The sequence below is a fragment of the Hymenobacter elongatus genome (assembly GCF_004745955.1).
In the GTDB taxonomy this organism is placed as follows: Bacteria; Bacteroidota; Bacteroidia; order Cytophagales; family Hymenobacteraceae; genus Hymenobacter; species Hymenobacter elongatus.
Genome location: NZ_SRLD01000040.1, coordinates 25900 through 49132 on the forward strand (window position 1 = coordinate 25900; position 23233 = coordinate 49132).

19 protein-coding genes and 1 pseudogene are annotated in these 23233 nt (G+C 58.2%); 14 read left to right on the forward strand and 6 right to left on the reverse strand.

The annotated features are described in order from the left end of the window. The first annotated feature begins 19 nt into the window (after nucleotides 1-19). From E5J99_RS17245 to E5J99_RS17265, 5 genes are all read left to right on the forward strand, one after another. Entirely contained in the window at nucleotides 20-604 is a 585-nt protein-coding gene (locus E5J99_RS17245; RefSeq protein WP_135499065.1) for a DUF7010 family protein, read from the forward strand. A 34-nt stretch (nucleotides 605-638) separates the two neighbouring features. Next, a complete protein-coding gene (locus E5J99_RS17250) occupies nucleotides 639-1727 on the forward strand; it encodes a sensor histidine kinase (RefSeq protein ID WP_135499066.1) in 1089 nt (362 codons plus the stop codon). 56 nt (nucleotides 1728-1783) lie between these two features. Then, nucleotides 1784-2521, forward strand: coding sequence for a LytR/AlgR family response regulator transcription factor (locus E5J99_RS17255; RefSeq protein WP_135499067.1), 738 nt, complete (start codon nucleotides 1784-1786; stop codon nucleotides 2519-2521). A 154-nt stretch (nucleotides 2522-2675) separates the two neighbouring features. Then, nucleotides 2676-2939 carry a hypothetical protein gene (locus E5J99_RS17260; protein ID WP_135499068.1) on the forward strand — a complete coding sequence of 88 codons (264 nt, stop codon included), beginning with the start codon at nucleotides 2676-2678 and terminating at the stop codon, nucleotides 2937-2939. Between the two features lie 260 nt (nucleotides 2940-3199). Further along, the gene (locus E5J99_RS17265; protein WP_135499069.1) at nucleotides 3200-6016 is read left to right on the forward strand and encodes a S8 family peptidase; all 2817 of its coding nucleotides are present in this window, start codon (nucleotides 3200-3202) and stop codon (nucleotides 6014-6016) included. A gap of 115 nt (nucleotides 6017-6131) precedes the next feature. Here the strand turns inward: E5J99_RS17265 and E5J99_RS17270 are convergent, their stop codons facing one another. Next, nucleotides 6132-6476, reverse strand: coding sequence for a hypothetical protein (locus tag E5J99_RS17270; protein ID WP_135499070.1), 345 nt, complete (start codon nucleotides 6474-6476; stop codon nucleotides 6132-6134). Nucleotides 6477-7011: 535 nt separating this feature from the next. Between E5J99_RS17270 and E5J99_RS17275 the strand changes: the two genes are divergently transcribed. Then, nucleotides 7012-7269, forward strand: coding sequence for a hypothetical protein (locus E5J99_RS17275; protein ID WP_135499071.1), 258 nt, complete (start codon nucleotides 7012-7014; stop codon nucleotides 7267-7269). Between the two features lie 175 nt (nucleotides 7270-7444). Further along, nucleotides 7445-7855, forward strand: coding sequence for a hypothetical protein (locus E5J99_RS17280; RefSeq protein WP_210114475.1), 411 nt, complete (start codon nucleotides 7445-7447; stop codon nucleotides 7853-7855). 107 nt (nucleotides 7856-7962) lie between these two features. Here E5J99_RS17280 and E5J99_RS17285 read toward each other — a convergent pair whose 3' ends face one another. The 3 genes from E5J99_RS17285 to E5J99_RS17295 form a co-directional block, all read right to left on the reverse strand. Beyond that, the gene (locus E5J99_RS17285; protein WP_135499072.1) at nucleotides 7963-10788 is read right to left on the reverse strand and encodes an MSEP-CTERM sorting domain-containing protein; all 2826 of its coding nucleotides are present in this window, start codon (nucleotides 10786-10788) and stop codon (nucleotides 7963-7965) included. Further along, nucleotides 10772-11308, reverse strand: coding sequence for an exosortase K (gene xrtK / locus E5J99_RS17290; RefSeq protein WP_135499073.1), 537 nt, complete (start codon nucleotides 11306-11308; stop codon nucleotides 10772-10774). The genes E5J99_RS17285 and xrtK overlap by 17 nt, the downstream gene beginning before the upstream one ends. Before the next feature lie 435 nt (nucleotides 11309-11743). Beyond that, nucleotides 11744-14032, reverse strand: a complete 2289-nt coding sequence (locus tag E5J99_RS17295; protein ID WP_135499074.1) for an aconitate hydratase — start codon at nucleotides 14030-14032, stop codon at nucleotides 11744-11746. Between the two features lie 161 nt (nucleotides 14033-14193). Between E5J99_RS17295 and E5J99_RS17300 the strand changes: the two genes are divergently transcribed. Next, complete coding sequence (locus E5J99_RS17300; protein ID WP_135499075.1) at nucleotides 14194-15504, forward strand: peroxiredoxin family protein; 1311 nt, start codon at nucleotides 14194-14196, stop codon at nucleotides 15502-15504. 164 nt (nucleotides 15505-15668) lie between these two features. Here E5J99_RS17300 and E5J99_RS17305 read toward each other — a convergent pair whose 3' ends face one another. Next, a complete protein-coding gene (locus E5J99_RS17305; protein WP_135499076.1) occupies nucleotides 15669-17129 on the reverse strand; it encodes a cytochrome P450 in 1461 nt (486 codons plus the stop codon). A 160-nt stretch (nucleotides 17130-17289) separates the two neighbouring features. On the opposite strand from E5J99_RS17305, the gene E5J99_RS17310 reads away from it, so the two are divergent. Together E5J99_RS17310 and E5J99_RS17315 are read left to right on the forward strand one after the other, a co-directional pair. Then, complete coding sequence (locus tag E5J99_RS17310; RefSeq protein WP_135499077.1) at nucleotides 17290-17592, forward strand: hypothetical protein; 303 nt, start codon at nucleotides 17290-17292, stop codon at nucleotides 17590-17592. 411 nt (nucleotides 17593-18003) lie between these two features. Continuing rightward, nucleotides 18004-18618, forward strand: coding sequence for a hypothetical protein (locus tag E5J99_RS17315; protein ID WP_135499078.1), 615 nt, complete (start codon nucleotides 18004-18006; stop codon nucleotides 18616-18618). Between the two features lie 138 nt (nucleotides 18619-18756). Here E5J99_RS17315 and E5J99_RS17320 read toward each other — a convergent pair whose 3' ends face one another. Next, nucleotides 18757-19737, reverse strand: a complete 981-nt coding sequence (locus tag E5J99_RS17320; protein WP_135499079.1) for a polyprenyl synthetase family protein — start codon at nucleotides 19735-19737, stop codon at nucleotides 18757-18759. A gap of 233 nt (nucleotides 19738-19970) precedes the next feature. On the opposite strand from E5J99_RS17320, the gene E5J99_RS17325 reads away from it, so the two are divergent. The 4 genes and pseudogenes from E5J99_RS17325 to E5J99_RS17340 all read left to right on the forward strand — a co-directional run. Next, nucleotides 19971-20846 carry an alpha/beta hydrolase family protein gene (locus E5J99_RS17325; RefSeq protein WP_135499080.1) on the forward strand — a complete coding sequence of 292 codons (876 nt, stop codon included), beginning with the start codon at nucleotides 19971-19973 and terminating at the stop codon, nucleotides 20844-20846. Between the two features lie 423 nt (nucleotides 20847-21269). After that, entirely contained in the window at nucleotides 21270-21761 is a 492-nt protein-coding gene (gene folK, locus E5J99_RS17330) for a 2-amino-4-hydroxy-6-hydroxymethyldihydropteridine diphosphokinase (protein WP_135499081.1), read from the forward strand. Nucleotides 21762-21831: 70 nt separating this feature from the next. Next, nucleotides 21832-22917, forward strand: coding sequence for a T9SS type A sorting domain-containing protein (locus E5J99_RS17335; RefSeq protein ID WP_135499082.1), 1086 nt, complete (start codon nucleotides 21832-21834; stop codon nucleotides 22915-22917). Nucleotides 22918-23000: 83 nt separating this feature from the next. Next, nucleotides 23001-23233: pseudogene (locus tag E5J99_RS17340) on the forward strand (hypothetical protein); the annotation flags it as partial.

The window sequence follows — 23233 nt, forward strand, 5'->3', positions numbered from 1 at the left end:
TATGCCGAACCAACCCGTTATGTCCCCTGCCTTAGACCTGAATGGCCTGCGGCTGGAATTATCGGTAAAGGCCAAAAACGGCCTTGACTTTATCGTTGCCGCCAGCCTGCTCTGGTCCGTCATCACCTTCATCTGGACCTTACCCAACAGCCCCGCGCGAAACGGTATGCTCACCTTCTTCGTGGGTGGGGCCATGCTGCCGATGGCGCTGCTTTTCTCCAAGCTGCTACGCACTACCTGGACGATTAAGAGCAACCCGCTCCAGCCCCTGGGGTTGTGGCTGAACGTGGCCCAGCTGTTCTATTTCCCCATTCTGCTGTTTATCTACTCCAGGTACCCGCAGCATTTTGTGATGACCTACGGCATTATTACCGGGGCCCACTTCTTCCCCTACGCCTGGTTTTACAATACCCGTTCCTTTGCCGTCATGGCCGGCATTATATCGGTGGGCTGCCTGCTGATCGGTACCCAAGCTCCCGTAGGCAAGCTGTACTTTATTCCCGGGTTTATAGTGTGCTCCCTGCTGACGCTGGCCGGATTCCTGTACGTTTCTTACCAACGCAACCGCAGGCTCTACAACACCTCAATGACTGCTGCAGTCTGACGAGCGGCCGGCACTCCCGTTCATTTTTCCGCTTATGCTGCCCTTTACCCGCCGTCGGCTTTACTGGCTGTTGCAGATTCTCTGCTGGGGGCTGTATGCCCTGCTGGGCATCACTGTTTTTAAAGTCATGGGCCGGCTCACGCTGGGATATGTCCTGTCCCAGGTGCTCATCGTGGCTCTCAATATCGGTACTTCCCACCTGTTGCGCGACCTTATTCGGCGCGGCCGGTGGCTGCGGCTGCCGGTATTGGCAGTGGTGCCGCGCCTGCTGGTGGCCAACTTCCTGTTGTCGCTGGTGACGCAGCTGGTCATTTCGGCCATCATGATGTTCGTTTTCGACGTCTTTAAGCCCGCCGACTTCAGCTGGCTGATGCTGCTGCTGTATACTTTCTACGCCAACTTCGTGTTCTGGCTCTGGTCGGTGCTCTACTTTGGCCTGCATTACCTCGACAGCTACAAGCAGGCCGAGGTGGATAAATGGAAGCTGGCGGCGGCCGTGCACGAAGCCGAAATGCGCACGCTGAAGACCCAGATCAACCCGCACTTCATGTTCAATGGGCTCAACAACATCCGGGCGCTGGTGACGGAAAACCCCGGCCGGGCCCGCGACATGATTACCCACCTGTCCGATTTGCTGCGCTACTCCATTCAGCTCAACAGCACCGAGAAAGTACCGCTGGCCCGCGAGCTGGAAATAGTGGAGCACTACCTGCAGCTCGAAGCCATGCAGCTGGAAGAGCGCCTGACGTATACCCTGGCCGTGGCGCCCGAAGCCCTGGAGGTCCTTATTCCGCCCATGACCTTGCAGCTGCTGGTCGAAAACGCCATTAAGCACGGCATCGCGCCCCGGCCCGAAGGTGGTCAGATTGTGCTGCACGCCGCCGTAGCCGGCGCGCAGTTGCTGGTGGCCGTGCGCAACACCGGCCACTACCAGCCCCAGCCGGGCCACGACGGCATCGGGCTGCGCAATGCCCGGGAGCGGCTGCAGCTGCTTTTCGGCCCGTCGGCCACGCTGCACATCGGCCCCGATGCGGTGGTTCCCGATACGGTACTGGCCGAGCTGCGCCTGCCCGCCGGGCGGCCGCTACCAGCCGCCCGGGCCGAGGCGGCTATTGCTATGTAAATGGCCCTACTTTTACTACGTTGCCCGCTTTTCCTACCGCTTGCCCGTCGTGTGCTATGAATGCCCTGTTGGTTGATGATTCGCGGTTGGCCCGCACCGAGCTGCGCCGTCTGCTGCAAGCGTTTCCCGAGGTTGTGGTCGTGGGGGAAGCGCGGCATGCGGCCGAAGCCCGCCAGCAAATCGAGCAGCTCCGGCCCGCGCTGCTGTTTCTGGATATTCACATGCCCGGCGAAACCGGCTTCCAGCTGCTGGCTTCCCTGGAAGCAGCGCCGCACGTCATCTTCACTACTGCCTACGACGAATATGCGGTGCGGGCTTTCGAGGTGAATGCCCTCGACTACCTGCTAAAGCCCATCAGCGAAGCCCGCCTGACCGTGGCCCTGGACAAAGCCCGCGCCCAGCTGCTGGCCCCCGCCCCCGCTCCCAGCATTATCCCCGACGAAGCCGCCGCCACGCCCTTATCCGCCCAGGACCAGGTATTCGTGAAAGACGGCGAGCGGTGCTGGTTCGTGCGCCTGGCCGACATCAAGCTGTTCGAAATCAATGGCAGCTACACCCAGATTTATTTCGAGCAGCACCGTCCGCTCATTCCGCGCACCCTCCAGCACCTGGAAGCCCGCCTCGACCCGAAGATTTTTTTTCGGGCTAACCGTCAGCAGATTATCAACCTGAAATGGATTGAGAATATTGAGCCGTGGTTCAGCAATACGCTCAAAATAAAGCTCCGTGCAGGCCCGGAGGTGGAAGTATCGCGCAAGCAGTCGGTGCTATTCCGGGAGTTGCTCAGCTTGTAAGGTAGCTTCTTCAACTACTGGTGTCTGCGGCGCGGGAACTAACTCATTTCCTCAGGGCTTTGTAGGGAAAATGCGCATCTTTTCGGTGGCATTATTAGTATACTATTGCACAAAACCCTGACATTCCCGATTGGGGTATTTCTGTTGTTTCCTTATGAAAAAACTACTAAACATAGTTGCGCTTGGCTTGCTGATTACGGGTGTATCCTGCTCTCAGGATACCGTTCGGCAAGGCGGGAACCCAAAATCGTACAAGTCCGTCTCGACCAACTCGGGTCGCCGGGCCAACGACAAATCCCAATTCAAAAAGCGCCGTAGCCCCGGTTTTGGGGTCGATTTGAACGCCCGCAACCCCTACAAGTCGGGAACGGTAGCGGCCCCCAAAGGCTACAAATTCGACAAAAATCCCGGCCGATAGTCTGGGTTTCCACGCTGCTACTTTGCCTGACGCCCCATCGGAATAGTTCCGGCGGGGCGTTGTCGTTGGGCGCAGTAGCGCGTTTCCAGTATGGTTGCCGGGTTTCCTGATGATATGTAACTCACTGACTAACATACTACACGAACGTTAACAGGGAATTTGGTAGCGTTAGTCGAAAAGGACTACCGACAGCCCGACAAGTAGACCTGATTGGGCGTAAATTTACGTACCTCCTTCCTGAATCGCCGAAACCCGTGCATATGTCCCAACTCTTACGCTTCCTGTTGTTTGTGTGTCTGGCCTGGGTGCCGCTGGTGGGCGTAGGGCAGATGGTGCCACCGCAGCTGCCGGGCACGCTGGTATTCAAGCTCAAACCAGCATTTCGGGGGCAGCTCACTACTACTGACGCGCTTCCTTTTGTGCTGACCCAAGCACTGGAACAAATTGGGGCGACCGAAATCCGGCAGAAATTCCCGCGCACCCTGCCCGGCAGCACCGAAATACCCGGCTCGGTCGACCTTCGGCTGGTGTACCAGATTCGGCTGCAAGAAGATATGGCGGTGGCCAAAGCTTGCCGCACGCTGCTGCAAACCGGCGTGCTGGAGTATGCCGAGCCGCTGAACTACCGCGCGCCGCTGTACCAGCCCAACGACCCGCTGGCCGACTCGACGAATGCCACGGGCCAGTTTTACCTGAAAAATATTCGGGCTTACCGCGCCTGGGACATTACCAAGGGCGACACGAGCATGGTTATCGGCATCACCGACACGGGCACGCGCTACAGCCACGAGGATCTGCGCAACCAGCTCAAGAAAAACTACGCCGACCCCATCGACGGCATCGACAACGACAACGACGGCTACACCGACAATTTTCGCGGCTGGGACATGGCCGATAACGACAACGACGCCTCTACCAACCCCGCCGTGTTCCAACCCGTGCACGGCATTCTGGTAGCCGGCTGTGCCGTGGCCGAACCCGACAATGGCAAAGGCCTGGCGGGCGTGGGGTTCAAGTGTAAATACCTGCCGCTCAAGATTTATCCGAATACGGCTACCGGCAGCTTCGCCGGCTTCGAGGCCATTGTGTACGCCGCCGACCATGGCTGTCAGGTTATCAACCTTTCGTGGGGCAGTGTCGGCAGCCCCTCGCAGTTCGAGCAGGATGTTATTACCTACGCTACCATCAACCGTAACGCCGTGGTGGTAGCCGCCGCCGGCAATACCAACGCCGACCTGGACTTCTACCCCGCCAGCTACGACCATGTTGTTTCCGTGGCGGCCCTGGCTCCCAACGACGAGAAATCGGGACCCGCTACGTATAGCAGTCACGTTTCATTGTCGGCCCCGGGCGAGCAGATACTCACCATTCTCGGCAACAACGACAGCGACTATTTCCCCGTGAACGGCTCCTCCTTCGCCTCGCCGCTGGTAGCCGGTGCGGCGGCCCTGGTGCGCACGCGCTTCCCTCAGTTCACGGCCCAGCAGGTAGCGGCTCAGCTGCGCCAAACTGCCGATGACATCTATGCTCTGCCCGGCAACGCAACCTTGCGGGGTAAGCTTGGCACCGGCCGCCTGAACGTGCATCGGGCCGTGAGCCTGACCGACCAGCGCGAGGCCCGCATTTTGAGTAGCCAGCTGCTGCCCGCCCGCCAGGCCTACCAGCCCACCGACACGTTTCAGCTGCGCATTGAAGTTCAAAACCTGCTTCAGCCCGTGGCTGGCCTCACCATCACGCTCACTTCGTTGTCGCCGTATTTGAGCGTGCGCCAGGGTGCTTTCGTGGTGGGCGACTTACCTACCCTGGCCCGCACGACCAACACGAGCACTCCTTTCCGGCTGGTAGTGGCCGATGTGGTGCCCATCAACACCCGCGCGGTGCTGCGCTACCGCCTCACTGCCAGCAATGGCTACCAAACCGACCAGTTTCTGACGGTCGTGCTCAATCCCGACTACGTGGTGCTCGATGCCAGCGACCTGCACCTTACCCTGACCAGCCGGGGCAACCTGGGCTACGATGGGCTGGGCTCCGACCTGGGCCAGAGCGTGACCTACAAAGGCAGCGCACCGCTCCTCTATGAAGGCGGCCTGATGGTAGCCACTTCGCCCACCCGCGTTTCCGACCGGGTACGCAATGAGCGCAACCAGGTCAATCAGGATTTTTACGCCCTCAGCCAGATAACGCTCAGTCGCCAGCCCCTGCGGGCAACTCAGGAAGCTACCGGACTCCTGCAGGATTCCTTGCCCAGCCTCAAGCGCACCAGCACCGTGGGCGTACGCATCCGGCAGCGCGGCTACGCCTGGTCTACTCCCGCCGACCGCAACTACGCCATCGTGGAATATGAGCTTCAAAACCTGACGCCCGACACGTTGAAGCCACTCTATGCCGGCTTGTTTATGGACTGGGATATTCTGCCCGAGGCCAACCGTAACGCTGCTGCCTGGGACTCAGCGCGGGCCTTAGGCTACGTGTATGATCGGGGAAATCCAACGGTATACACGGGCGTAAAGCTGCTGCAAGGCGGAACACCTGCCTGTTATTCCATCAATAACAATGCGGGCCAGGGCACGCCCGTCCGTTTGGCCGACGGCTTCAGTAACGCCGAGAAATTCCTGACGCTGAGCAACAAAGCCCGCCAAAGCACTGCGGGTGTTACCATCGGCACCGATGTGTCGCAGGTGGTAGGCGCGGCCTTGGCCCGGCTAGCCCCCGGCGACTCTGTGGTAGTGGCTTTTGCCGTGCTGGGCGCGCCCACCCTGGCGGCTTTGCAAGCTGCGGCCGACGCGGCTCAGGCCCGCTACAACCTGGTGCTCCCCACCCGGCAAGCCACGGAACAAGCGCTCTGGCAGGTGTACCCGAATCCGGCCCGTTCCCGACTGTGGGTAGAGGTTCCGGCGGCGGTGGGCAGCACTCAGCTGCGCCTGTTCACCCACCTGGGCCAGCTCGTTCTGGAGCAGCCTTTCGTGGGTTCGCGAGGCCAAGTGGATGTGCGGGGCCTGCCGGCGGGTATGTATCTGCTGCAGCTGACTGGTCCGAGGGGGGTACTCTCGCGGCGGGTTGTGATTGGAGCGGAGTAAGGGACTTATTTCGCCTCAATAGCTACTTGGTCGGTCAGACTACCGCAAACAAAAACCGGCTCCGGAAAGTCCCGGGGCCGGTTGCCAGAAAATCGGACAGCAGAGCAAGCAGGGTTTAAAGCGCCAACGCCAGCCATTCTTCATCGGTGAGGCCGTAATCGGCGGGATTGGCGCGTAGCAGTTGATGGCGGTCCAGCAGTTCGGCTACGGGCCGGGGCACCACCAGAAAATGGCGGGCCATGTTCTCCAGCGCTCTGCGCCCACGCCGAATCCAGAAAGTGCCCCGTGCCGGATGTACCTGCACTGTGGGGTCGACGACCAGCGCGGCCTGCAGCCATTCGTCGGCGGAAGCACTGGTAGTATGTTGGCTTCCGTCTAACTCCTGGCGCAAAAACTGAACAAAGCGGCGTTGGACAGCAGCAGGCAGGGCAGAGAACAAGCAAGGTGCGGCAGTATCCATAACAGAGTGGTTCGAGGAAGATGTAGGATACTATCCGATACGTGCTTCAGCCGTTTGAGATGCCGCCAGCGGATCATAAATTATCCGGCCGGCTTTGGGCGGCTCACATCAGCTGGTTTCCGCAAACGCTCTGAATCCCTGATGCTGCCAATTTCTATGCAATCGGTAGTCCCCTACGCCTTGTAGCTGCGGGGCTATGCATAACGAAGTATTAGAAATTGGCTATTTTAATTAGGCAAAATATAAGCAAACAATCTGATGCAGAAAGCAGTAGCTACAAAATCAGTTAATCCCTGTCTGAAATCAATCCTACTGCTACCAGGCAGCCAATAGGCTTAGCCCATCAAACAAACTAAATTTATTAGCACTATTGGCATAAATGCTCCTTCAGGCGCAGCAAGCACAAGGTCAAATTCTTTGGTATGGCAGGTTTAATCTTATTTTAATCATACTATTTTGCAGCATACGACTCGTTATTCTTATTTTTTTTCAACCCAATATTTTTAGTTTTCCGATAATATTCGTAATTTTGGATATGCGTAGAACGAAAAAGACCATCCTGCCTTTTCCTATTCCCATGCAGCAGTATGCCCGCTGCATAGATGCTTCTCAACGCCCCAGCAATCATATCGGCGACTGGCCCGAAGTCGGTGGCGTGTACCCGGTTCAGTATCGGGCCAACGCCCACACCGGCCAGCTCCAGGTGCATGTGCTCGGCTTTTATGCCGAGCGGCCCTACGGCGCTTTCGGCAACCACCGGTTTGAGCCCGTAGCGCAGTTCTGGCTCAACTAGCACCTGCCAGAGCACTCTGGTAATAGCCACCCAGCATTGGGTGGCTTTTTTTATGGCTGCATTTTCACCGCCGCAACGCAGCCGGACCGGGGTCAGCTCCTGCAATAACCGGGCATAGCGCCAGGGTTTCCACAACTCCGCACCGTACTTTTAAGGCTTCACGGTTTTTATTCTCATGCCCCAGCCCTCCGATCCGACCTATAATATTCCGGCTCCCTACCGCCGCATGGAGAACCTGCACATTCTCTTCTGGCTGCTCAAAGACCTCGCCTGGTGTATGATCTGGAAGCCTCTGGCCCTGCTCATGATAGGGCCCACGCTGGGCATTGCCCTGCTCATTACTTGGCGCACGCGCACTATTAAAGCCGAGTTGGCCCACAACCTGGCTATTGTCTTCTGGATTTCGGCCAACTCTTACTGGATGATCAGCGAGTTCTTCGACTTCGACACAATGCGTGTGTGGGGCAGCCTCACCGGCAAGCACATGGCGCTGCTGCCCTTCCTCACCGGCCTGCTGATTCTGGCTTATTATTACTTGGTCCAGAAGCCCCGAGAGGCAAGAACGGAGGCTGCGGTTGGGGCTTAATGCACTGCGCATTGCAGCAAGCTGCTAAGCCACTGGTCACTTTTCCTGCTCACCTGCTACGGGCAGCAGTAGCCTGGCCTGCGGTTTTTGCCAGTGACGGGCTATGCTCATGCTATCCGAAGCCGGTAGCGCTTTACGAAGTACCACGCGCCCAGCACCAATAATAGTATCCATACGTCGGGCTCCGACATGGGCTGGGTTTCCTCCCCGGCATCGAGGGCGCCGTTGCCCGCCAGTACTTCGTTCTGTTTGCGGCGCAACGCAGCTTTTTGGGCCTCGTTTTCCAGGGCCAGGTAAGAAGTCAGCGGAGTCATGATGCCGGAAGCGAAACTGCCCCGGATAGCGGATAGGCGCATCGTTTCTGCCGCCGCTGGGTATAGTGCCTGGTATTGCTGGTAGCCGTGCAGCCACAGGCCATCCTGCCAGCTTTTCCCGACCGCCACGGGCAATTGCAGCGCGGCAGTAGCCAACACGATGGAAGGCTGACCATCGTCGGGCACATAGGCCTGGGGCTGCGCAGCACTGGGCCACGCCCGCACGGCCGGCACCACCTCGGCGGCAGCTGCTACCAATGGGTAATTCGAATTGTCGCGGAGCGAATAAACCGTGGATTGAGCATTGGGCGTGAGGACATAGAAGGTCGCTTGCTCGGGCGTGGCGCTCTGCAGCTCGGCAAAACTAGCCGGCAGTACGGCCCGCTCCAGCGAGTCGGTGACAGCCACCAGCACCGGGTACGTGGCGGCCGGGTGCGTGCGGGCATCGCGCAACAGCCGCCGCATGGCTCCCTCCAAGTAGAAGCCACCCGTAGCGGGAGTCGCCAGCAGCTGCGCGTCCCAGGGTTGCCCGGCGCGAACAGGTGAGAGGCTGGCATTCACCAGGCTATAGCGGGCCGTAGCGGCGGCCCCAGCCGGCTGGGCGGCCAGAAAAGCGGCCACTTGTCGGGCATAAGCAGTCCGGCCACCGGCCGCCGACGCCGACGCATCGAGCAGAAAATGGAAATATGGGCGGCGGACTACCAGCGGCAAGCGCTGCTTGGCGGCCGCACTGAGGTACACTACCTGCCCGCCTGCCGTGGTAATCGGGGTGGCTGACTGGTGGCCGTGGGTGGTGTCGCCCAGCGTTAGGGTACGGTCGGCGAGATGCAGCGTCGCGGGCTCCTTATGAATCAGCCGCAAACCGGTGCGGCGCACTTCCCCGGCCGCAAACGGAAACACCCGCAGCGCTACTCGGTTGGCGGTGAGATAATACAGTATTCCGGGGTCACGCTGCTCGTCGCGAATTTGGGAAAACACCCAGGTCGCCGCTTTTTTCTCGGCCAGAATTCCTTTTTCACGGCGGCCGTTGATGTGTAGGTAATAGTCCTGAACCCAGCAGCCCACCGGCAATTCCACAACGGTACTGTACTCCGTGTTGGCGTCTGTCGTGGCATTCGTCACTTCCAAATCCACCCAGCTCGTCCAGGTGGCCTGGCGGGCGTCGTAGCGGCTGCGGCTGCTAAGCCTGGTCAGGCGCGGCCCGTCGGTGGGGAAGGCAGCCGCTGCGGGGCGGGCGTTACGCCTATTTGGCAGGCGGCCGAAGAACACCTGCTCCAGCCGGTCGAGCTTGGCATCCAATAAAGTCAGATTATCGAGTACCAGCCAGTTGAAATAAGACGATAGATAAGGCAACTGAGTGCCAAAAACGAAGTCGCCGCTGCTGCGCTTATGGGCTCGCACAGCCGCCAGCGTAGGCTCCAAAGCCGCTGCATCGATGCGGGCTGCATCGGCATAATCGGGAGTATAGAGGTAGGCCAACGCCCGGTGCAGCGCGTGGCGGCGGTACAGATACTCGCCGGTAATAGCCAGCGGCAACAGCAGCCCGCTCCCAATTAGCAAGCCCAACAGCAGGCGACGCGGAAAATAGGAGCCCAACGCGTTTAAATCCTGGCCCAGCTCCCGCAGATGCACTAGTAGTAACAATAGCGGGCTCAGCATCAGAAAGCCAGCCCCGACTACCACTACCGCCAGTACCGACAGCGGCAGAAACGGCAGGAATACCAGAAAAAAATACAGCGTGTAGGAGAAGGTTACGCTCCGCCCCACGAATAACGCCAGCCGCGCCCATTGCCCGGCTGGGAGCGGCCAGCACAGCAGCACCCCATTCAGCAGGGCCAAGCCGTAGAACCACGGACCGGTGAAGTTGCCAAAAACGCCGCCATCTTCCGAGCCTAGTACCTTGAACAGCAGTCCGTTGTTGGTGGCCAACCCCAGCAGCGGCAGCACAATGGCAATCAGGGCTTTCCAGAGCAGCTGATACTCGGCCCAGACACCCGTTTTCCGGCTGATCAGAATGTATACGCCCCGGGCCAGGAAGAACAGGAACGTCAGCGTGCCAGTCACGAGCAGCACAATCATCACGTGCTCCCCAAACTCGCCGCCCGGCACCCGCCACAACGGTAACAGTACCTGCATGAACAGATACGCGCTTACCGGCACGGCCAGGGCAATGCCAAAGTTGGGCAGCGCCCGGTGGGGCTGGTCGTCGGGCGTGAGGCAGATGAGCACCACCAGAGCGGCATGGGCCAGCGTGGGCATCAGAAAAGTACCGGCGTAAAGCGGCATTTCGTTGGGCACCATCCAGCGCGGCACTTCAGCCGGAAACAGCTCCCGCAGAAAATAGCCGTACAGGTATAAAAACACCACGTACGTACCCAGCGCCAAGATTCCGTACAGGAGCGGCAGCGGCTGCCCGCGCCGCAGCTGCCACCCAGCATAGGCCGCTTGCAGCAGCCCGAGCGCCAACAGGCCCACCCCCAACCCGAGCCACACCCGCTGGCTTAGGGTGGGCAGCAACGTATGCACGACGGCATACTGACCGCCTAACAGCAGCAGCAGCACGGCTATGGGCAGCGTGTTCAGGACAAATAGCCACTTCGGGTTAAGCAGGTTTCGCATAGCGCAGCGCTACATGATGGCATAGCAGCTGGAAGCCACCATAGATGAGAAGCAAGAAAAACAGATACACCAGCACCCCCTCCGCCTCGTGGAGCCATGCGTAGCGTCGGGCCAGCGTCGGTATAGCCCGCTGCAGCCCCACCGCCACCAGAATACGCGAGGCATTGACCAGCACCGTGAGCCCGTAGCCCAGCACCGGCAGGGCTAGCAGCCACCAGCCGCTCCGCGCCTTGCCCGGCCCCAGATACCGCAGGCCAACGGTGAGCAGCAGCCCGCTGCACAAAAGCCAGAAGTTAAAGCCGGAGCAGGACTTGTCGATGGTGATGCGCAGGCCCGAGTGCACGAAGCCCCGGACGGGCTCAAACGACGACCCGGAGCCCAGCACTGCTCCTACCAGCGTATCAGTCGGCCGCAGCAGCCATAGCAGGTCGGTGGTGGTGGCCTGGGCATAGCTGAGCTTGAGCAGCAGAAAGGCAGCCGCGAAGGCAACGTACAGCGGCAGGCGACTGGCAGGACTCATGGGACAACGGGAATAAGATCAGCACAAACGTATAACAAAGAACTTTGTAACACAAAGTATATTTTCAAAAGCAGTCTGTCATCCTACTCGGATGTTACCATAACTCATGCAGAAGCTGTTCAGGCAGTAGACTTGTTTCTGAATAAAGCGAAACGAAAAAAGACGGTCATGCTGAGCGAAGTCGAAGCATCTCTACCGCTTCTTTGAACGGCACCTACGAAGCGGTAGAGATGCTTCGACTTCGCTCAGCATGACGTTCTCTTGACTTTCTAAACAGCTTCACTATCATTGGTGCGCAGAGGCGCTTGCCGGCCAAAGGTTTTCCATACATACTGCTGCACTTCTGCTTTCATAAAGGGTATTTATTGCCACACAAAACGGCCGCCCCAGAAACTGAGGCGGCCGTTTTACTGCACGTTAAGCCAGAAGTTACTTCTACGACAGCTGCGCTGAATCTGACTCTTTCAAGCGGATCAGGTTCAGGGCCGAGCCGGCCTTGAACCACTCGATCTGCCCCTGATTGTAGGTATGATTCAGGTAGATCAGGTCGGTGTCGCCGTCGGTGTGGTGCAGGCGGGCCTGCAGCGGCTGACCGGGCGCAAACGACGTCAGGCCGAGGATGTCGATGGTGTCGCCTTCCTCAATCAGGTCGTAGTCGGCCTTGTTGGCGAACGTCAGCCCCAACATCCCTTGCTTCTTGAGGTTGGTTTCGTGAATCCGGGCGAAACTCTTCACGATAACGGCCCGCACGCCGAGGTGGCGGGGCTCCATGGCGGCATGCTCGCGCGAAGAGCCTTCCCCGTAGTTCTCGTCGCCGATTACCACCGTGCCGATACCCATCGACTTGTAGTTGCGGGCAACCTGCGGAACGGTGTTGTAGGTATCACCCTGAGCCACGAAATCCCGAACATTGTTGGCTTCACCATTGAAGGCATTGGTGGCGCCGATGAGCATGTTGTTCGAGATGTTATCGAGGTGGCCGCGGTATTTCAGCCACGGGCCGGCCATCGAAATATGGTCGGTGGTGCATTTGCCCTGCGCCTTGATGAGCAGACGCAGACCCATCAAGTCCACTCCTTCCCACGGCTTGAAGGGGTCAAGCAGCTCCAGGCGCTCGGAGGTTTCATCCACCAGCACCTGCACACCCGTGCCGTCGGCGGCGGGAGCCTGGTAGCCGGCATCTTCCACGGCAAAGCCCTGGGGCGGCATTTCCAAGCCCTGCGGCTCGTCGAAACGCACCTGCTGGCCGTCTTTGGTCGTGAGTGTATCGGTGAGCGGATTGAAGGTCAAATCACCGGCAATGGCGAAGGCCGTCACGATTTCGGGCGAGGCCACGAAAGCGTGGGTGTTCGGGTTGCCGTCGTTCCGCTTGGCGAAGTTGCGGTTGAACGAGGTGATAATCGAGTTGCGGCGCTTGGGGTCGTCGGTGTGGCGGGCCCACTGGCCAATGCACGGACCGCAGGCGTTGGCCAGCACCACGCCACCCATCTGGGCGAAGGTGTCGAGCAGACCGTCGCGCTCCACCGTGTAGCGCACCAGCTCCGAGCCGGGCGTCACGGTGAACTCGGCATTCACCGTCAGGCCTTTCGTTACGGCTTGGTTGGCAATGGAAGCAGCCCGGGTGATGTCTTCGTACGAAGAGTTGGTGCACGAGCCGATCAGGCCTACTTCCAGCTTCTCGGGCCAGCCATGCTCGCGCACCGCAGCCGCAAACTCCGAAATGGGCCAGGCGGCGTCCGGCGTGAACGGACCGTTCACGTAGGGTTCCAGCGTCGAAAGGTCAATTTCGATGAGCTGGTCGTAGTACGCGGCGGGGTTAGCGTACACCTCGTCATCGGCGCGCAGGTGGTGCGCCACAGCGGCGGCGGCGGCGGCGATTTCAGCCCGCTCGGTACCACGCAGGTAGTCGCCCATCTTCTCGTCGTAAGAGAATACGGAGGTCGTAGCGCCGATTTCCGCGCCCATGTTGCAAATGGTGCCTTTGCCGGTAGCCGAGAGGCTGTTAGCGCCTTCGCCGAAGTACTCCACGATAGCGCCGGTGCCGCCTTTCACGGTCAGAATACCAGCTACTTTCAGGATAACGTCCTTCGCCGAAGCCCAGCCGCTCATCTTACCGGTCAGCTTCACGCCGATTACTTTCGGAAATTTCAGCTCCCAGGCCATGCCCGCCATTACGTCCACGGCATCGGCCCCGCCTACGCCAATGGCAATCATGCCCAGACCGCCGGCGTTGGGCGTGTGGGAGTCCGTGCCGATCATCATGCCGCCGGGGAAGGCGTAGTTTTCGAGCACCACCTGGTGAATAATACCAGCACCGGGCTTCCAGAAGCCGATGCCGTATTTATTGGAAACCGAAGCCAGGAAATCATATACTTCGCGGTTTTCGTCGTTGGCCACGGCCAAATCCTCGGTGGCACCGTCGCGGGCCTGGATGAGGTGGTCGCAGTGCACGGTGCTGGGCACGGCTACCCGGGGCTTGCCGGCTTGCATAAACTGCAACAGCGCCATTTGGGCCGTAGCATCCTGCATGGCAACACGGTCGGGGGCAAAATCGACGTAGGAAACGCCCCGCTCGAAGGCCTGAGTTACGGTGCCGCCATACAAGTGAGCGTACAGGATTTTCTCGGTCAGCGTGAGCGGGCGGCCAACGGCAGTACGAGCAGCTTCAATCCGCTGGCCCATACCGGCATACACGGCCTGAATCATTTCTAAGTCAAACGCCATAGTCAGAAGGGAAAAAGTGAAATAAGGAATGCTCCTGGGAGCAGGTACGCAAATATAGGCGGCCGGCGTTGCGCTACCCAAAATTTATCTTGGGCGCTCCGCTTATTAAACTAAGCGCCGGCCGTGGTAGTTTAGCCCCGAATTCCTTTCTCCTTTCCGCCATGACGTATTCTTCTTCCCTGCGCCCGCTGCTGGCCGGCCTCGGCCTCACGCTGGCCCTGGGGGCCTGCCAGTCCAATTCGAACCCCGAAACGGCAGCCACTGAGGTGGCCGTGGCCCCCACGGCCGGCGCGGAAGTGCTGACGATTGGCACCTGGCGCGGCGTGCTCTCGGCCCAGGGCCAGCAAATCCCGTTTCTGTTTGACATAACCCAGGACGGCGGCAAGCCCACCGTGACGCTGCGCAACGGCGAGGAACGCATCAAGCTCGACGAAATAACAACGGCCGGCGACTCGACCACCATTCGGCTCGGCGTGTTCGATGCGGCGCTGGTGGTGCGGGCCGATGGCACGGATAAGCTCAAAGGCACTTGGGTGAAGTACGACGGCAAGGAGCCGTACCGGGTGGCGTTTGCGGCTACGAAGGGCGAGGAGCCATTGTTCCCGGTAATGGCCGACCGAAAAATCCTCTCGTTTGACGGTACCTGGAAAGTCACGTTCAAAGGCGAGGATGGCGAAACCTACCCGGCAGTGGGTGTTTTCAAGCAAAACGAGCAGAACATAACCGGCACTTTCCTGACGAGCACTGGCGACTACCGCTACCTGGCTGGGCAAGTAGACGGCAATGTACTGAAGCTGTCTACCTTCGATGGAAGCCATGGTTTTCTGTTCTCGGGCAAAAACCCCAACGAGACGGATACCAACGCCACTGCCATCAGCGGCGACTTTTACAGCGGCAAAAAAGGCCACGAAACCTGGACGGCCGTGAAAGACCCCAACGCCAAGCTGCCCGACGCCAACACGCTCACCGGCATGAAGCCCGGCCAGAAAAAGCTCGACTTCAAGTTCCCGAGCATCTACGAAGGCGGCGCTATTTCGCCCTCCGACCCCAAGTACAAGGGTAAAGTCGTCGTGATTCAGATTCTGGGCTCGTGGTGCCCCAACTGCATGGACGAAACCAACTTCCTGGCTCCCTGGTACGAGAAAAACAAGAGCCGGGGCGTGGAAGTCATCGGCCTGGGCTACGAGCGCACGCCCGACCAGACGCTGGCCGCCAAGAAGCTGCTCAAGATGAAGGAGCGTATGAATATAGGCTACGATCTGGCCGTGGCTGGCATTGCCGACAAGGATGCGGCCGCCAAATCGTTGCCGCAGCTGCAAAGCGTGCTGGCCTTCCCCACCACCATTTTCCTGGACAAGAAGGGCGAGGTGCGCAAAATTCACACGGGTTTCTCGGGCCCTGGCACCGGCACCTACTACCAGGAAGAAATTGCCGACTTCAACCAGACGATAGACATGCTGCTGAAGGAGTAGCGCTCCGGGCTGCACGCTTTTTCCCATCTATCATCCTGAGCCTGCGAAGGACCTGCCTCCTTCCACCTGAAAACTCACTTCAACGGACAAAGCCCTTTACCATAGCTGTGGTAAAGGGCTTTTTGCCTTTAACAAGAGTTGATGAGCTAAAGGAGGAAGGTTCTTCACTCTGCTGCGCGCCGTTCAGGATTACAGACGTTTTTATCGATCTGGCGCAGCCGCAGCTCAAAATCCCCTTTCGGGCGTAGCGTAATCAGTGGTTGCGTAGAAACCGGCAGTTGCCCGGCCACAAGTTGCACTTCAAATTGGCGCAACAACTCCAGCGTCACGAGTTGCATTTCGGTGAGGGCGAACTGCATGCCAATGCACAGGCGCGGGCCGCCGCCGAAGGGCGCATAGGCGGCCGGCACCAGCGGCCCCTGGCCGGGCGCAAACCGCAGGGGGCAAAACTCAGCCGGCCTTTCCCAGTGTTTAGCATCGTGGTGCAGGCCGTAGATGTAGAGCGAAAATAGCGTGCCTTTCGGGATATGCAGGCCTTGGTAGTCATCGTCGGCGAGGGACAGGCGGTCTACCATCCAGGCGGGCGGATAGTGGCGCAGGGCTTCCTGAACCGCATACAGCGCCCGGCCCAGGCGCGGCAGCTCTTCGAACGTGAAGGGCGCTGCGGCCTGCTCGGGTGGCCGGCCGGCCAGCACAGCGGCCGTTTCGGTGCGGATGGCGACGGCTTCCGATGGGTTTTGAGCCACCAGATACAGCAGCCAGGTCAGGGCGTTGGCGCTGGTTTCGTGGCCGGCAATGAGCAGAATCAGGGCTTCGTCGAGCACCTGAGCGGTGGTCATGGGCAGGCCCGTGTCTTCGTAGCGCACGTCGAGCAGCATCTGGAGCAGGTCGTCGGGCGGCGCGGGAGCAGTAGGGGCCTCGTTGGCTTGGCGGCGCTGCTGAATATAGCCGCCAAGCAGCTCCCGCAACTCGGTGGTCAACGCATCGTGGTAGCGGAACCGGCCACTCAGGCGAAACCACGGCGTGAGGTAGGGCTGACGGATGGTGCGCACGTAGAACGCCTGAATCTCGGTAATAAGCGCGGCTACGCGGTCCAGCTCGGCGGCGGCGAAATTGGTGCTGAATACCGATCGGGCAATGATGCGGAACGTGAGCTGGGTCATCAGCTCGTGCGTTTGCACCGTAACTTCTCCTCCACTCTCTGTCGCCTGGGCAATCAGTGGGGCCAGGGTTTCGGCAACAATTTCCTGCATCAGCCCCGTGAGGCCGGCTACGCGCTGACGATGGAAGCCGGGCTGAATCAGGCGGCGCTGCCGCAGCCAGTCGGGGCCTTCGTTGGTGAGCAGGCCATGGCCCACGTAGCGGGCAAAGCCCTGGGTAAACTTCGATTTGGCGTAGTTGCGGTGGTTCTTTTGCAGAATGTGCTGGATCAGGCCCGGGTCCTGGGTGAGCATGGACTTCTGGACCCCACCGATGTAGAGCTGCACGGTGTCACCGTAGCGCGCCATCGTCGCGTCGAGTACCGACACTGGGTCCTTGGCCAGGGCAAACGAGCGAAGCAAAGACTGCCAGCGCGGCACCTGCGGCACGGCGACAGGCGGGAAGACGGGAGTGGAATCGGCCATAAGGAAGCGGGAAATCAGGCGATACGGCCGAAAGTAACCCGCTCAGGAGCACCCCACCAACTGACGGGCTCATCTTTTTACCGAATGGCCTCGTACAGCTTCTAGGGTTCTGGCCCCACCTTATTCCGTTCCTTCTTCCCCAACCAAACCCCTTCCGCATATGTGGATTCAGCAAAAAGCCAACACGCTTGCTCCCGTGGATGAATTGCAGGGCCGTACCGTCGGCCTCAAATTTGAGTGCAGCCACTGCCAGACGGAAGTATTTACGGACCTTATCGGTGTGCCCGCCCCCGACCATCTGGCCAACTCCACGGAAGACGACGGCCAGTATGAGAAAGAAGAAATCAAGTGCCCAGGCTGCGATATGACCCACGAAATCACCGTGCAAAGCACCTTTGAGGGTGTGATGTTCGACGTGTCGGAAGTGAAGCCCGAAAGCGTGGCCTACCAGGTAAAAGTGTAGCTACGCCCACCGCCTTGTTTTTTTCGAGTCGATACCATGAAGCTGCTTAGGAAGTCGGTATAATCAGTGCAGAACGTCATGCGGCGCAACGTCGAAGCATGACCGTTTGCTGCCTTCGTACCCAGCCTTTATAAAAAACGGTCAGTCACCAACGGGGTGGCTGACCGTTTTTTTATGGGGAAGATCAACAGCGTGGCCCACCAAAAATACCCAGAAGTGGGTATTGCCCTGGGCTGGAGCAGCCACTAGCTTTGTATGAGTCTATTTCGACTTACTTCTGCAGGTCAGCATGTTGACCTGCATACAAGTCGTCTTACTGGTTTGCTGCTGGCAGCAGGTGACCAGCGCCACGGCTCGCTACAGACACATGTTAAGCTGCAACTGTTTTTCCTACCTCATACCTAGTACAACATGAAGGCACTTTTTCCCTCTTACCGGCTGGCACTGCTCACGCTGGGCATCAGCTGCTCGTTTGGCCTTGCCTCGTGCTTCGAAAAGGACGAAGACCCCACGCCGGACGAAACGGCCGTGAGCGACAGTCTGCACTTTGCCTTCAAAACGCCCGACTGGGCGCGTGAAATTGACTGTGAGCAGCTGAATTTGTCCTTCAAAACGATTTACAGCACCAACGACAAAATTGCCTGGGCCTCGGCGGGCTCCCAGTCGACCGGCTCGCAGTTCTATTTCACCTATCCGGCCGATAGCTCGGCGCTGGTAGCGCCCGGCAAGCTGACAAAATACGCCATCGGAGACTATCTGAGCAACACCGGCGCGTTTGAGATGTCGCACAAGGTACCGACCACGGAAGGCAGCGCCAGCCGCCTTCTAAGCGTAGCCGGCAAAGCCGACAACTCTTACAATGAGATTTTGTCGGTGAAATACATCAAGCACGAAGGTGCGTACGCCCTCTTCGATATTAAAGGCCGCTACCAGATGCAGATGAAGGAGCTCACCAACGGCGTATATGGCGCGACCAAGCCCGTATCAGGCTCCTTCAAGTTCCGTCTGCGCGCCGCAGCCAAATAGCCAATCCTGCATTTTTCTTCCACTTGGTGAGTGAGGCGACGCATACCGCTTTCTGCAAAATAGCGGCTTTGCGTTAGCCTAAAAAGCCCCAACGGTAGCTCCCGTTGGGGCTTTTTTGTGGCAGTGTATAGCCTCGGCTTATTTCTCCCGCTCGATGGTATAGTTGATCAGCTGCTCCAGAGAAGTGCGCGAGGGCGACTCGGGGAAAGTGCGTAGAATGGTCAGGGCCTCGTCGCGGTAGCGCTCCATGGTCTGGATGGCATAGGCCAGGCCGCCGGATTTTTTCACAAATTCGATGACTGCCTGCACCCGGTCGCGGCGACCTTCGTTATTCTTCACGTTGAAAATCACGCGGCGCTTGGTGAGCCAGTCGGCTTGCTGCAGGGCGTAAATCAGCGGCAGCGTCATCTTCTTCTCCTTAATGTCGATGCCCACGGGCTTGCCGATTTCGTCGGTACCGAAGTCGAATAAGTCGTCTTTGATTTGGAACGCCATGCCCACTTTCTCCCCGAATAAGCGGGCGCGCTCCACCGTTTCTTTATCGGCACCGGCGGAGGCGGCCCCCACGGCGCAGCAGGAAGCAATGAGGGAGGCCGTTTTCTGGCGGATGATGTCGAAGTACACGTCCTCGGTGATGTCGAGGCGGCGGGCCTTCTCGATCTGGAGCAGCTCGCCTTCACTCAGCTCCCGCACGGCGTTGTTCACGATTTTGAGCAGGTCAAAATCGTCGTTTTCCAGGGCCAGCGCCATTCCGCGCGACAATAGGTAGTCGCCCACGAGCACGGCAATCTTGTTTTTCCAGAGGGCGTTGATGGAAAAGAAACCGCGCCGGTAGTTCGACTCATCCACCACGTCGTCGTGCACGAGCGTGGCCGTGTGCAGCAGCTCGATGAGGGCCGCCCCGCGAAAAGTAGCTTCGGGCAGGGGCTCACCACCACTGATTTTGGCCGTGAAAAACACAAACATGGGCCGGATCTGCTTGCCCTTGCGCTTCACGATGTAGCCCATGATCTTATCGAGCAATAATACCTTGGTTTGCATGGAAGCGCGAAATTTGCGTTCGAACTCCTCCATTTCGGCCGCTATCGGGGCCTGAATAACATCCAAGGTACTTTTCATGCGGGGGCTTGCGCGACTCAAAAGCGCCTACGGGTCGCCACTGCGGCCCAAAGCGCTGCAATGATACGGGGCCGCACGGCGGTTTCCTAACCACTACCGACGCCCAACGGTTTTAAGAATGTACTTTTAGCGGCGGCAGGGCAACGACTTGATCGAATACCCGGCTATGCTGGTCCGCACTACCGTGCCGGTTCTGCGCAACGCACGATTTCACCCGACTTACCCCCACTGGTATGGCTGCTCCTACCCTACCTACCGCCGCTGAGTTTCTGCTCACTTCGCCCCGCCATGCGCGGCCTTTCGCCGCCGATGCGCGCTACCTGCCCGATGGCCAGCCCAAGCCGGTGGTGGTATTCGTGCACGGGTTCAAGGGCTTTAAGGACTGGGGGCATTTCAACGTGCTAGCCGATTATTTTGCCCGGCAGGGCTTTGTGTTCGTGAAGCTGAACCTGTCGCACAACGGCCTCGTGCCCGGCGGCACCGGCGACCTGGAAGACCTCGATGCCTTTGGCCACAACAACTTCAGCCTGGAGCTGGATGATATTGGCGTATTGCTCGACGAGTTGTTTCGGGGCCGGCCTGAGCTGCCGGCCGCTGAGCTGGATCTTGCCCGCCTGGCCCTGCTGGGCCACAGCCGCGGCGGCGGCCTGGTGCTGCTCAAAGCGGCCGAAGACGCGCGGGTACGCGCCGTCGTGACCTGGGCCGCCATCAGCAACGTGAACCCCGGCTGGACCGAAGAGCTGATGCAACACTGGCAGCAGCAGGGCGTGTTTCATGTCGAAAACAGCCGCACCAAGCAGCAGCTGCCGCTCTATTACCAGATCGTGGAGGACTACCACCAGAACCGCCTGCGGCTCGATATCCGACACAACGTGCGCCGCAAGCTGCGCCAGCCCCTGCTCATAGCCCACGGCGAACAGGACGAAACCGTGGCCCTGGCCCGTGCTCACGAGCTGCACACCTGGAAGCCCGACGCGGAGCTGCTAGTGCTGCCCGCCGTGACCCATAACTTTGGCGGAGCCCACCCCTGGCCCGCCCCCGATTTGCCCGCCGAGTCGCAACAGGCAGCCGAGGCTACGGTAGCGTTTCTGCGGCGGGTGTTGGCCTGAAACACCGCTGTCGTTAGCCTGCTCATTCTGTCGGTCCGCAGCGCTGCATAATAAGAGGACAGCTACGCTACAACCGTTGGCTTTAGCAAAACGATGTAGAAAGGCCTCCGTCTCGTTGTTGAGCAACTTGCATCGCAGCTTACCAGGCTGTGTGAACAGAAAACAGAGAGAACGTCATGTCGAGCCTTAGCCTGTACCACCAGAAGTTGAGCGCTGACTCTCACAGGACCACACATAGAATGCAGCTGTTTAGAAAGTCAAAAAAACGTCATGCTGAGCGCAGTCGAAGCATGACGTGCCACTTGTTTTTACCGACTTTCTAAACAGCTTCCTGTTGTCTAAAGCAATAAAAATGGGCTACAAGATTTGTAGCTTATTTTTGATTTTTGAAATAATAAGCTACAATACTCATTCCGCTCCATAATGACCACCGCCTACCTGCTACTCGGCTCTAACCTCGGCAACCGGGTGGGCTTCTTACAGGATGCCCTACAGTTGCTGGCCGCTACGGCGGGCTTCGTGCGGGCCGTGTCGGCGCGCTACGAAACTGCTGCCTGGGGCCTCACCGACCAGCCCGCCTTTCTGAACCAGGCTGTGCAGCTGGAAACCCACCTTCCCCCTATCGATTTGCTGGCCGCCTGCCTACACGTAGAGCAACAAGCCGGTCGCGAGAGGCACATTCGCTGGGATGCCCGCACCCTGGACGTAGATATCCTACTCTACGACGACCTGATTCTGGATTCGCCGCAGCTACAAGTGCCGCACCCGCGCCTGCCGGAGCGCCGCTTCGCACTGGTGCCACTGGCCGAAATTGCAGCGCATGTGGTGCATCCGGAAGTGGGAGTTACAGTTGCGGAGCTGCTGGCGGCGTGTGGGGATGAGTTGAACGTTAAACCGCTTGTTGAGCTCTTGTAAACCCGTACCTTTATTCCTTAACCCATCGGCGTATCTGATGCAGACAACTCTACTATAAGCATAACGACCTGTGCTCAAACGACTACTCGCCTTCGCTTTTCTGCTTGCTTCCCTCGTCAACGCAAGAGCCCAACAATGCGGCAACAACATCGGGCTTTATACTCAAAAGAATGTAGATGACTTTGCAGCTCGCAACCTATCTATCATTACTGGGTCGTTAATAATACAGGCCGGATTTGGTGGAGATATTACTAATCTAAACGGCTTATCTTCTGTAAGATCAGTTTGCGGTGATTTAATAATAGCTAAAAACACAGGTCTAACGAGTCTTGAAGGGCTAAGCAACATAACCTCAGTAGGCGGAAATTTGATTTTGGACTACAATAGTCAATTAACGAGTTTATCAGGCTTAAATAATCTTGGGACTGTTGGCAAAAGCTTAACGCTACTACACAATGATGGCTTAAGATCAGTAAACGGCTTAGGCTCGTTAGCATCTATTGGCGAAAACCTGGGTACTGATAACTCGAATGTTAATCTCCCAAATCTTGATGGGCTCACTTCTCTTACAGAAATCGGGGGAAGCATTTCGATACAGGGGGCAAATTTCGTCAATCTGCAAGGCCTTAATAGGATTAAGTCAATTGGAGGAGGACTATTTATTGATGCGGTAAGAAGCTTTTCTGGCTTAGATTCTCTAGCTACCATAGACGGAGAACTATCTATTAGAAACGTCCTTATAGATAATTTAACGCCAATCAGTAATATCAAAGGAATAAAATCTATTACAATTCAAGGGAATAATTTATCCATCTGCCATGTTACAAGTATCTGCAATTTTCTTAATGCATCGAATGGAGGAACAATCACAATAAATTCTAATAGAAGTGGTTGTAATTCCCAACAGGAAGTCCTCACACGTTGCAACACAGTCACAGCAATTAGCAATAAGCCCCGAGCTATTGACCAAAGTATTTACCCCAATCCGGCAAACAACTTTATAACTCGTAGCTCATCGGCACCTTACATAATCTATGATAAGCTTGGCCGAAATCTTCTACAAGGCAGTGGCAACAAAATCAACATAGCAAGCTTGGCAAACGGCCTATATTACTTATCAACAGCCAACAAGGTCACAAAATTTGTGAAAGAATAGCCTTCTTTATTTCTGCAAAGCTGCACCTATAGCGGTTTCGTGAACAGTGCGTCCTAAGATGCCGTCTTCTCGTATAGCGAAAGATGACTCCCTACTCGCTCGATTTACGCACCCGCGTGGCGTCGGCTTGCCAAGAGCCCGGCGCTTGCAAAGCGGAAGTGGCCCGGCGTTTTAGCGTGAGCCTGACATTTATCAAATCGCTGCTGCGGCAGCAGCGCGAAACCGGTTCGTTAGCCCCCAAGCCGGCGCGTGGCGGCCGGGCCCGTTTCCTAGATGCGGCGGCCCAGGCCTGGCTGGTCGCCTACGTGGGCCAGCA

What these genes read in the sequence shown, in the direction of transcription:
- xrtK (WP_135499073.1), bottom strand. Translation starts at nt 11,308, where the DNA reads ATGAGTCCTGCCAGTCGCCTGCCGCTGTACGTTGCCTTCGCGGCTGCC.
- E5J99_RS17310 (WP_135499077.1), top strand. Translation starts at nt 17,290, where the DNA reads ATGTGGATTCAGCAAAAAGCCAACACGCTTGCTCCCGTGGATGAATTG.
- E5J99_RS17315 (WP_135499078.1), top strand. Translation starts at nt 18,004, where the DNA reads ATGAAGGCACTTTTTCCCTCTTACCGGCTGGCACTGCTCACGCTGGGC.
- E5J99_RS17275 (WP_135499071.1), top strand. Translation starts at nt 7,012, where the DNA reads ATGCGTAGAACGAAAAAGACCATCCTGCCTTTTCCTATTCCCATGCAG.
- E5J99_RS17325 (WP_135499080.1), top strand. Translation starts at nt 19,971, where the DNA reads ATGGCTGCTCCTACCCTACCTACCGCCGCTGAGTTTCTGCTCACTTCG.
- E5J99_RS17280 (WP_210114475.1), top strand. Translation starts at nt 7,445, where the DNA reads ATGCCCCAGCCCTCCGATCCGACCTATAATATTCCGGCTCCCTACCGC.
- E5J99_RS17305 (WP_135499076.1), bottom strand. Translation starts at nt 17,129, where the DNA reads ATGGCCGATTCCACTCCCGTCTTCCCGCCTGTCGCCGTGCCGCAGGTG.
- E5J99_RS17320 (WP_135499079.1), bottom strand. Translation starts at nt 19,737, where the DNA reads ATGAAAAGTACCTTGGATGTTATTCAGGCCCCGATAGCGGCCGAAATG.
- E5J99_RS17265 (WP_135499069.1), top strand. Translation starts at nt 3,200, where the DNA reads ATGTCCCAACTCTTACGCTTCCTGTTGTTTGTGTGTCTGGCCTGGGTG.
- E5J99_RS17285 (WP_135499072.1), bottom strand. Translation starts at nt 10,788, where the DNA reads ATGCGAAACCTGCTTAACCCGAAGTGGCTATTTGTCCTGAACACGCTG.
- E5J99_RS17270 (WP_135499070.1), bottom strand. Translation starts at nt 6,476, where the DNA reads ATGGATACTGCCGCACCTTGCTTGTTCTCTGCCCTGCCTGCTGCTGTC.
- E5J99_RS17300 (WP_135499075.1), top strand. Translation starts at nt 14,194, where the DNA reads ATGACGTATTCTTCTTCCCTGCGCCCGCTGCTGGCCGGCCTCGGCCTC.
- folK (WP_135499081.1), top strand. Translation starts at nt 21,270, where the DNA reads ATGACCACCGCCTACCTGCTACTCGGCTCTAACCTCGGCAACCGGGTG.
- E5J99_RS17260 (WP_135499068.1), top strand. Translation starts at nt 2,676, where the DNA reads ATGAAAAAACTACTAAACATAGTTGCGCTTGGCTTGCTGATTACGGGT.
- E5J99_RS17250 (WP_135499066.1), top strand. Translation starts at nt 639, where the DNA reads ATGCTGCCCTTTACCCGCCGTCGGCTTTACTGGCTGTTGCAGATTCTC.
- E5J99_RS17295 (WP_135499074.1), bottom strand. Translation starts at nt 14,032, where the DNA reads ATGGCGTTTGACTTAGAAATGATTCAGGCCGTGTATGCCGGTATGGGC.
- E5J99_RS17245 (WP_135499065.1), top strand. Translation starts at nt 20, where the DNA reads ATGTCCCCTGCCTTAGACCTGAATGGCCTGCGGCTGGAATTATCGGTA.
- E5J99_RS17255 (WP_135499067.1), top strand. Translation starts at nt 1,784, where the DNA reads ATGAATGCCCTGTTGGTTGATGATTCGCGGTTGGCCCGCACCGAGCTG.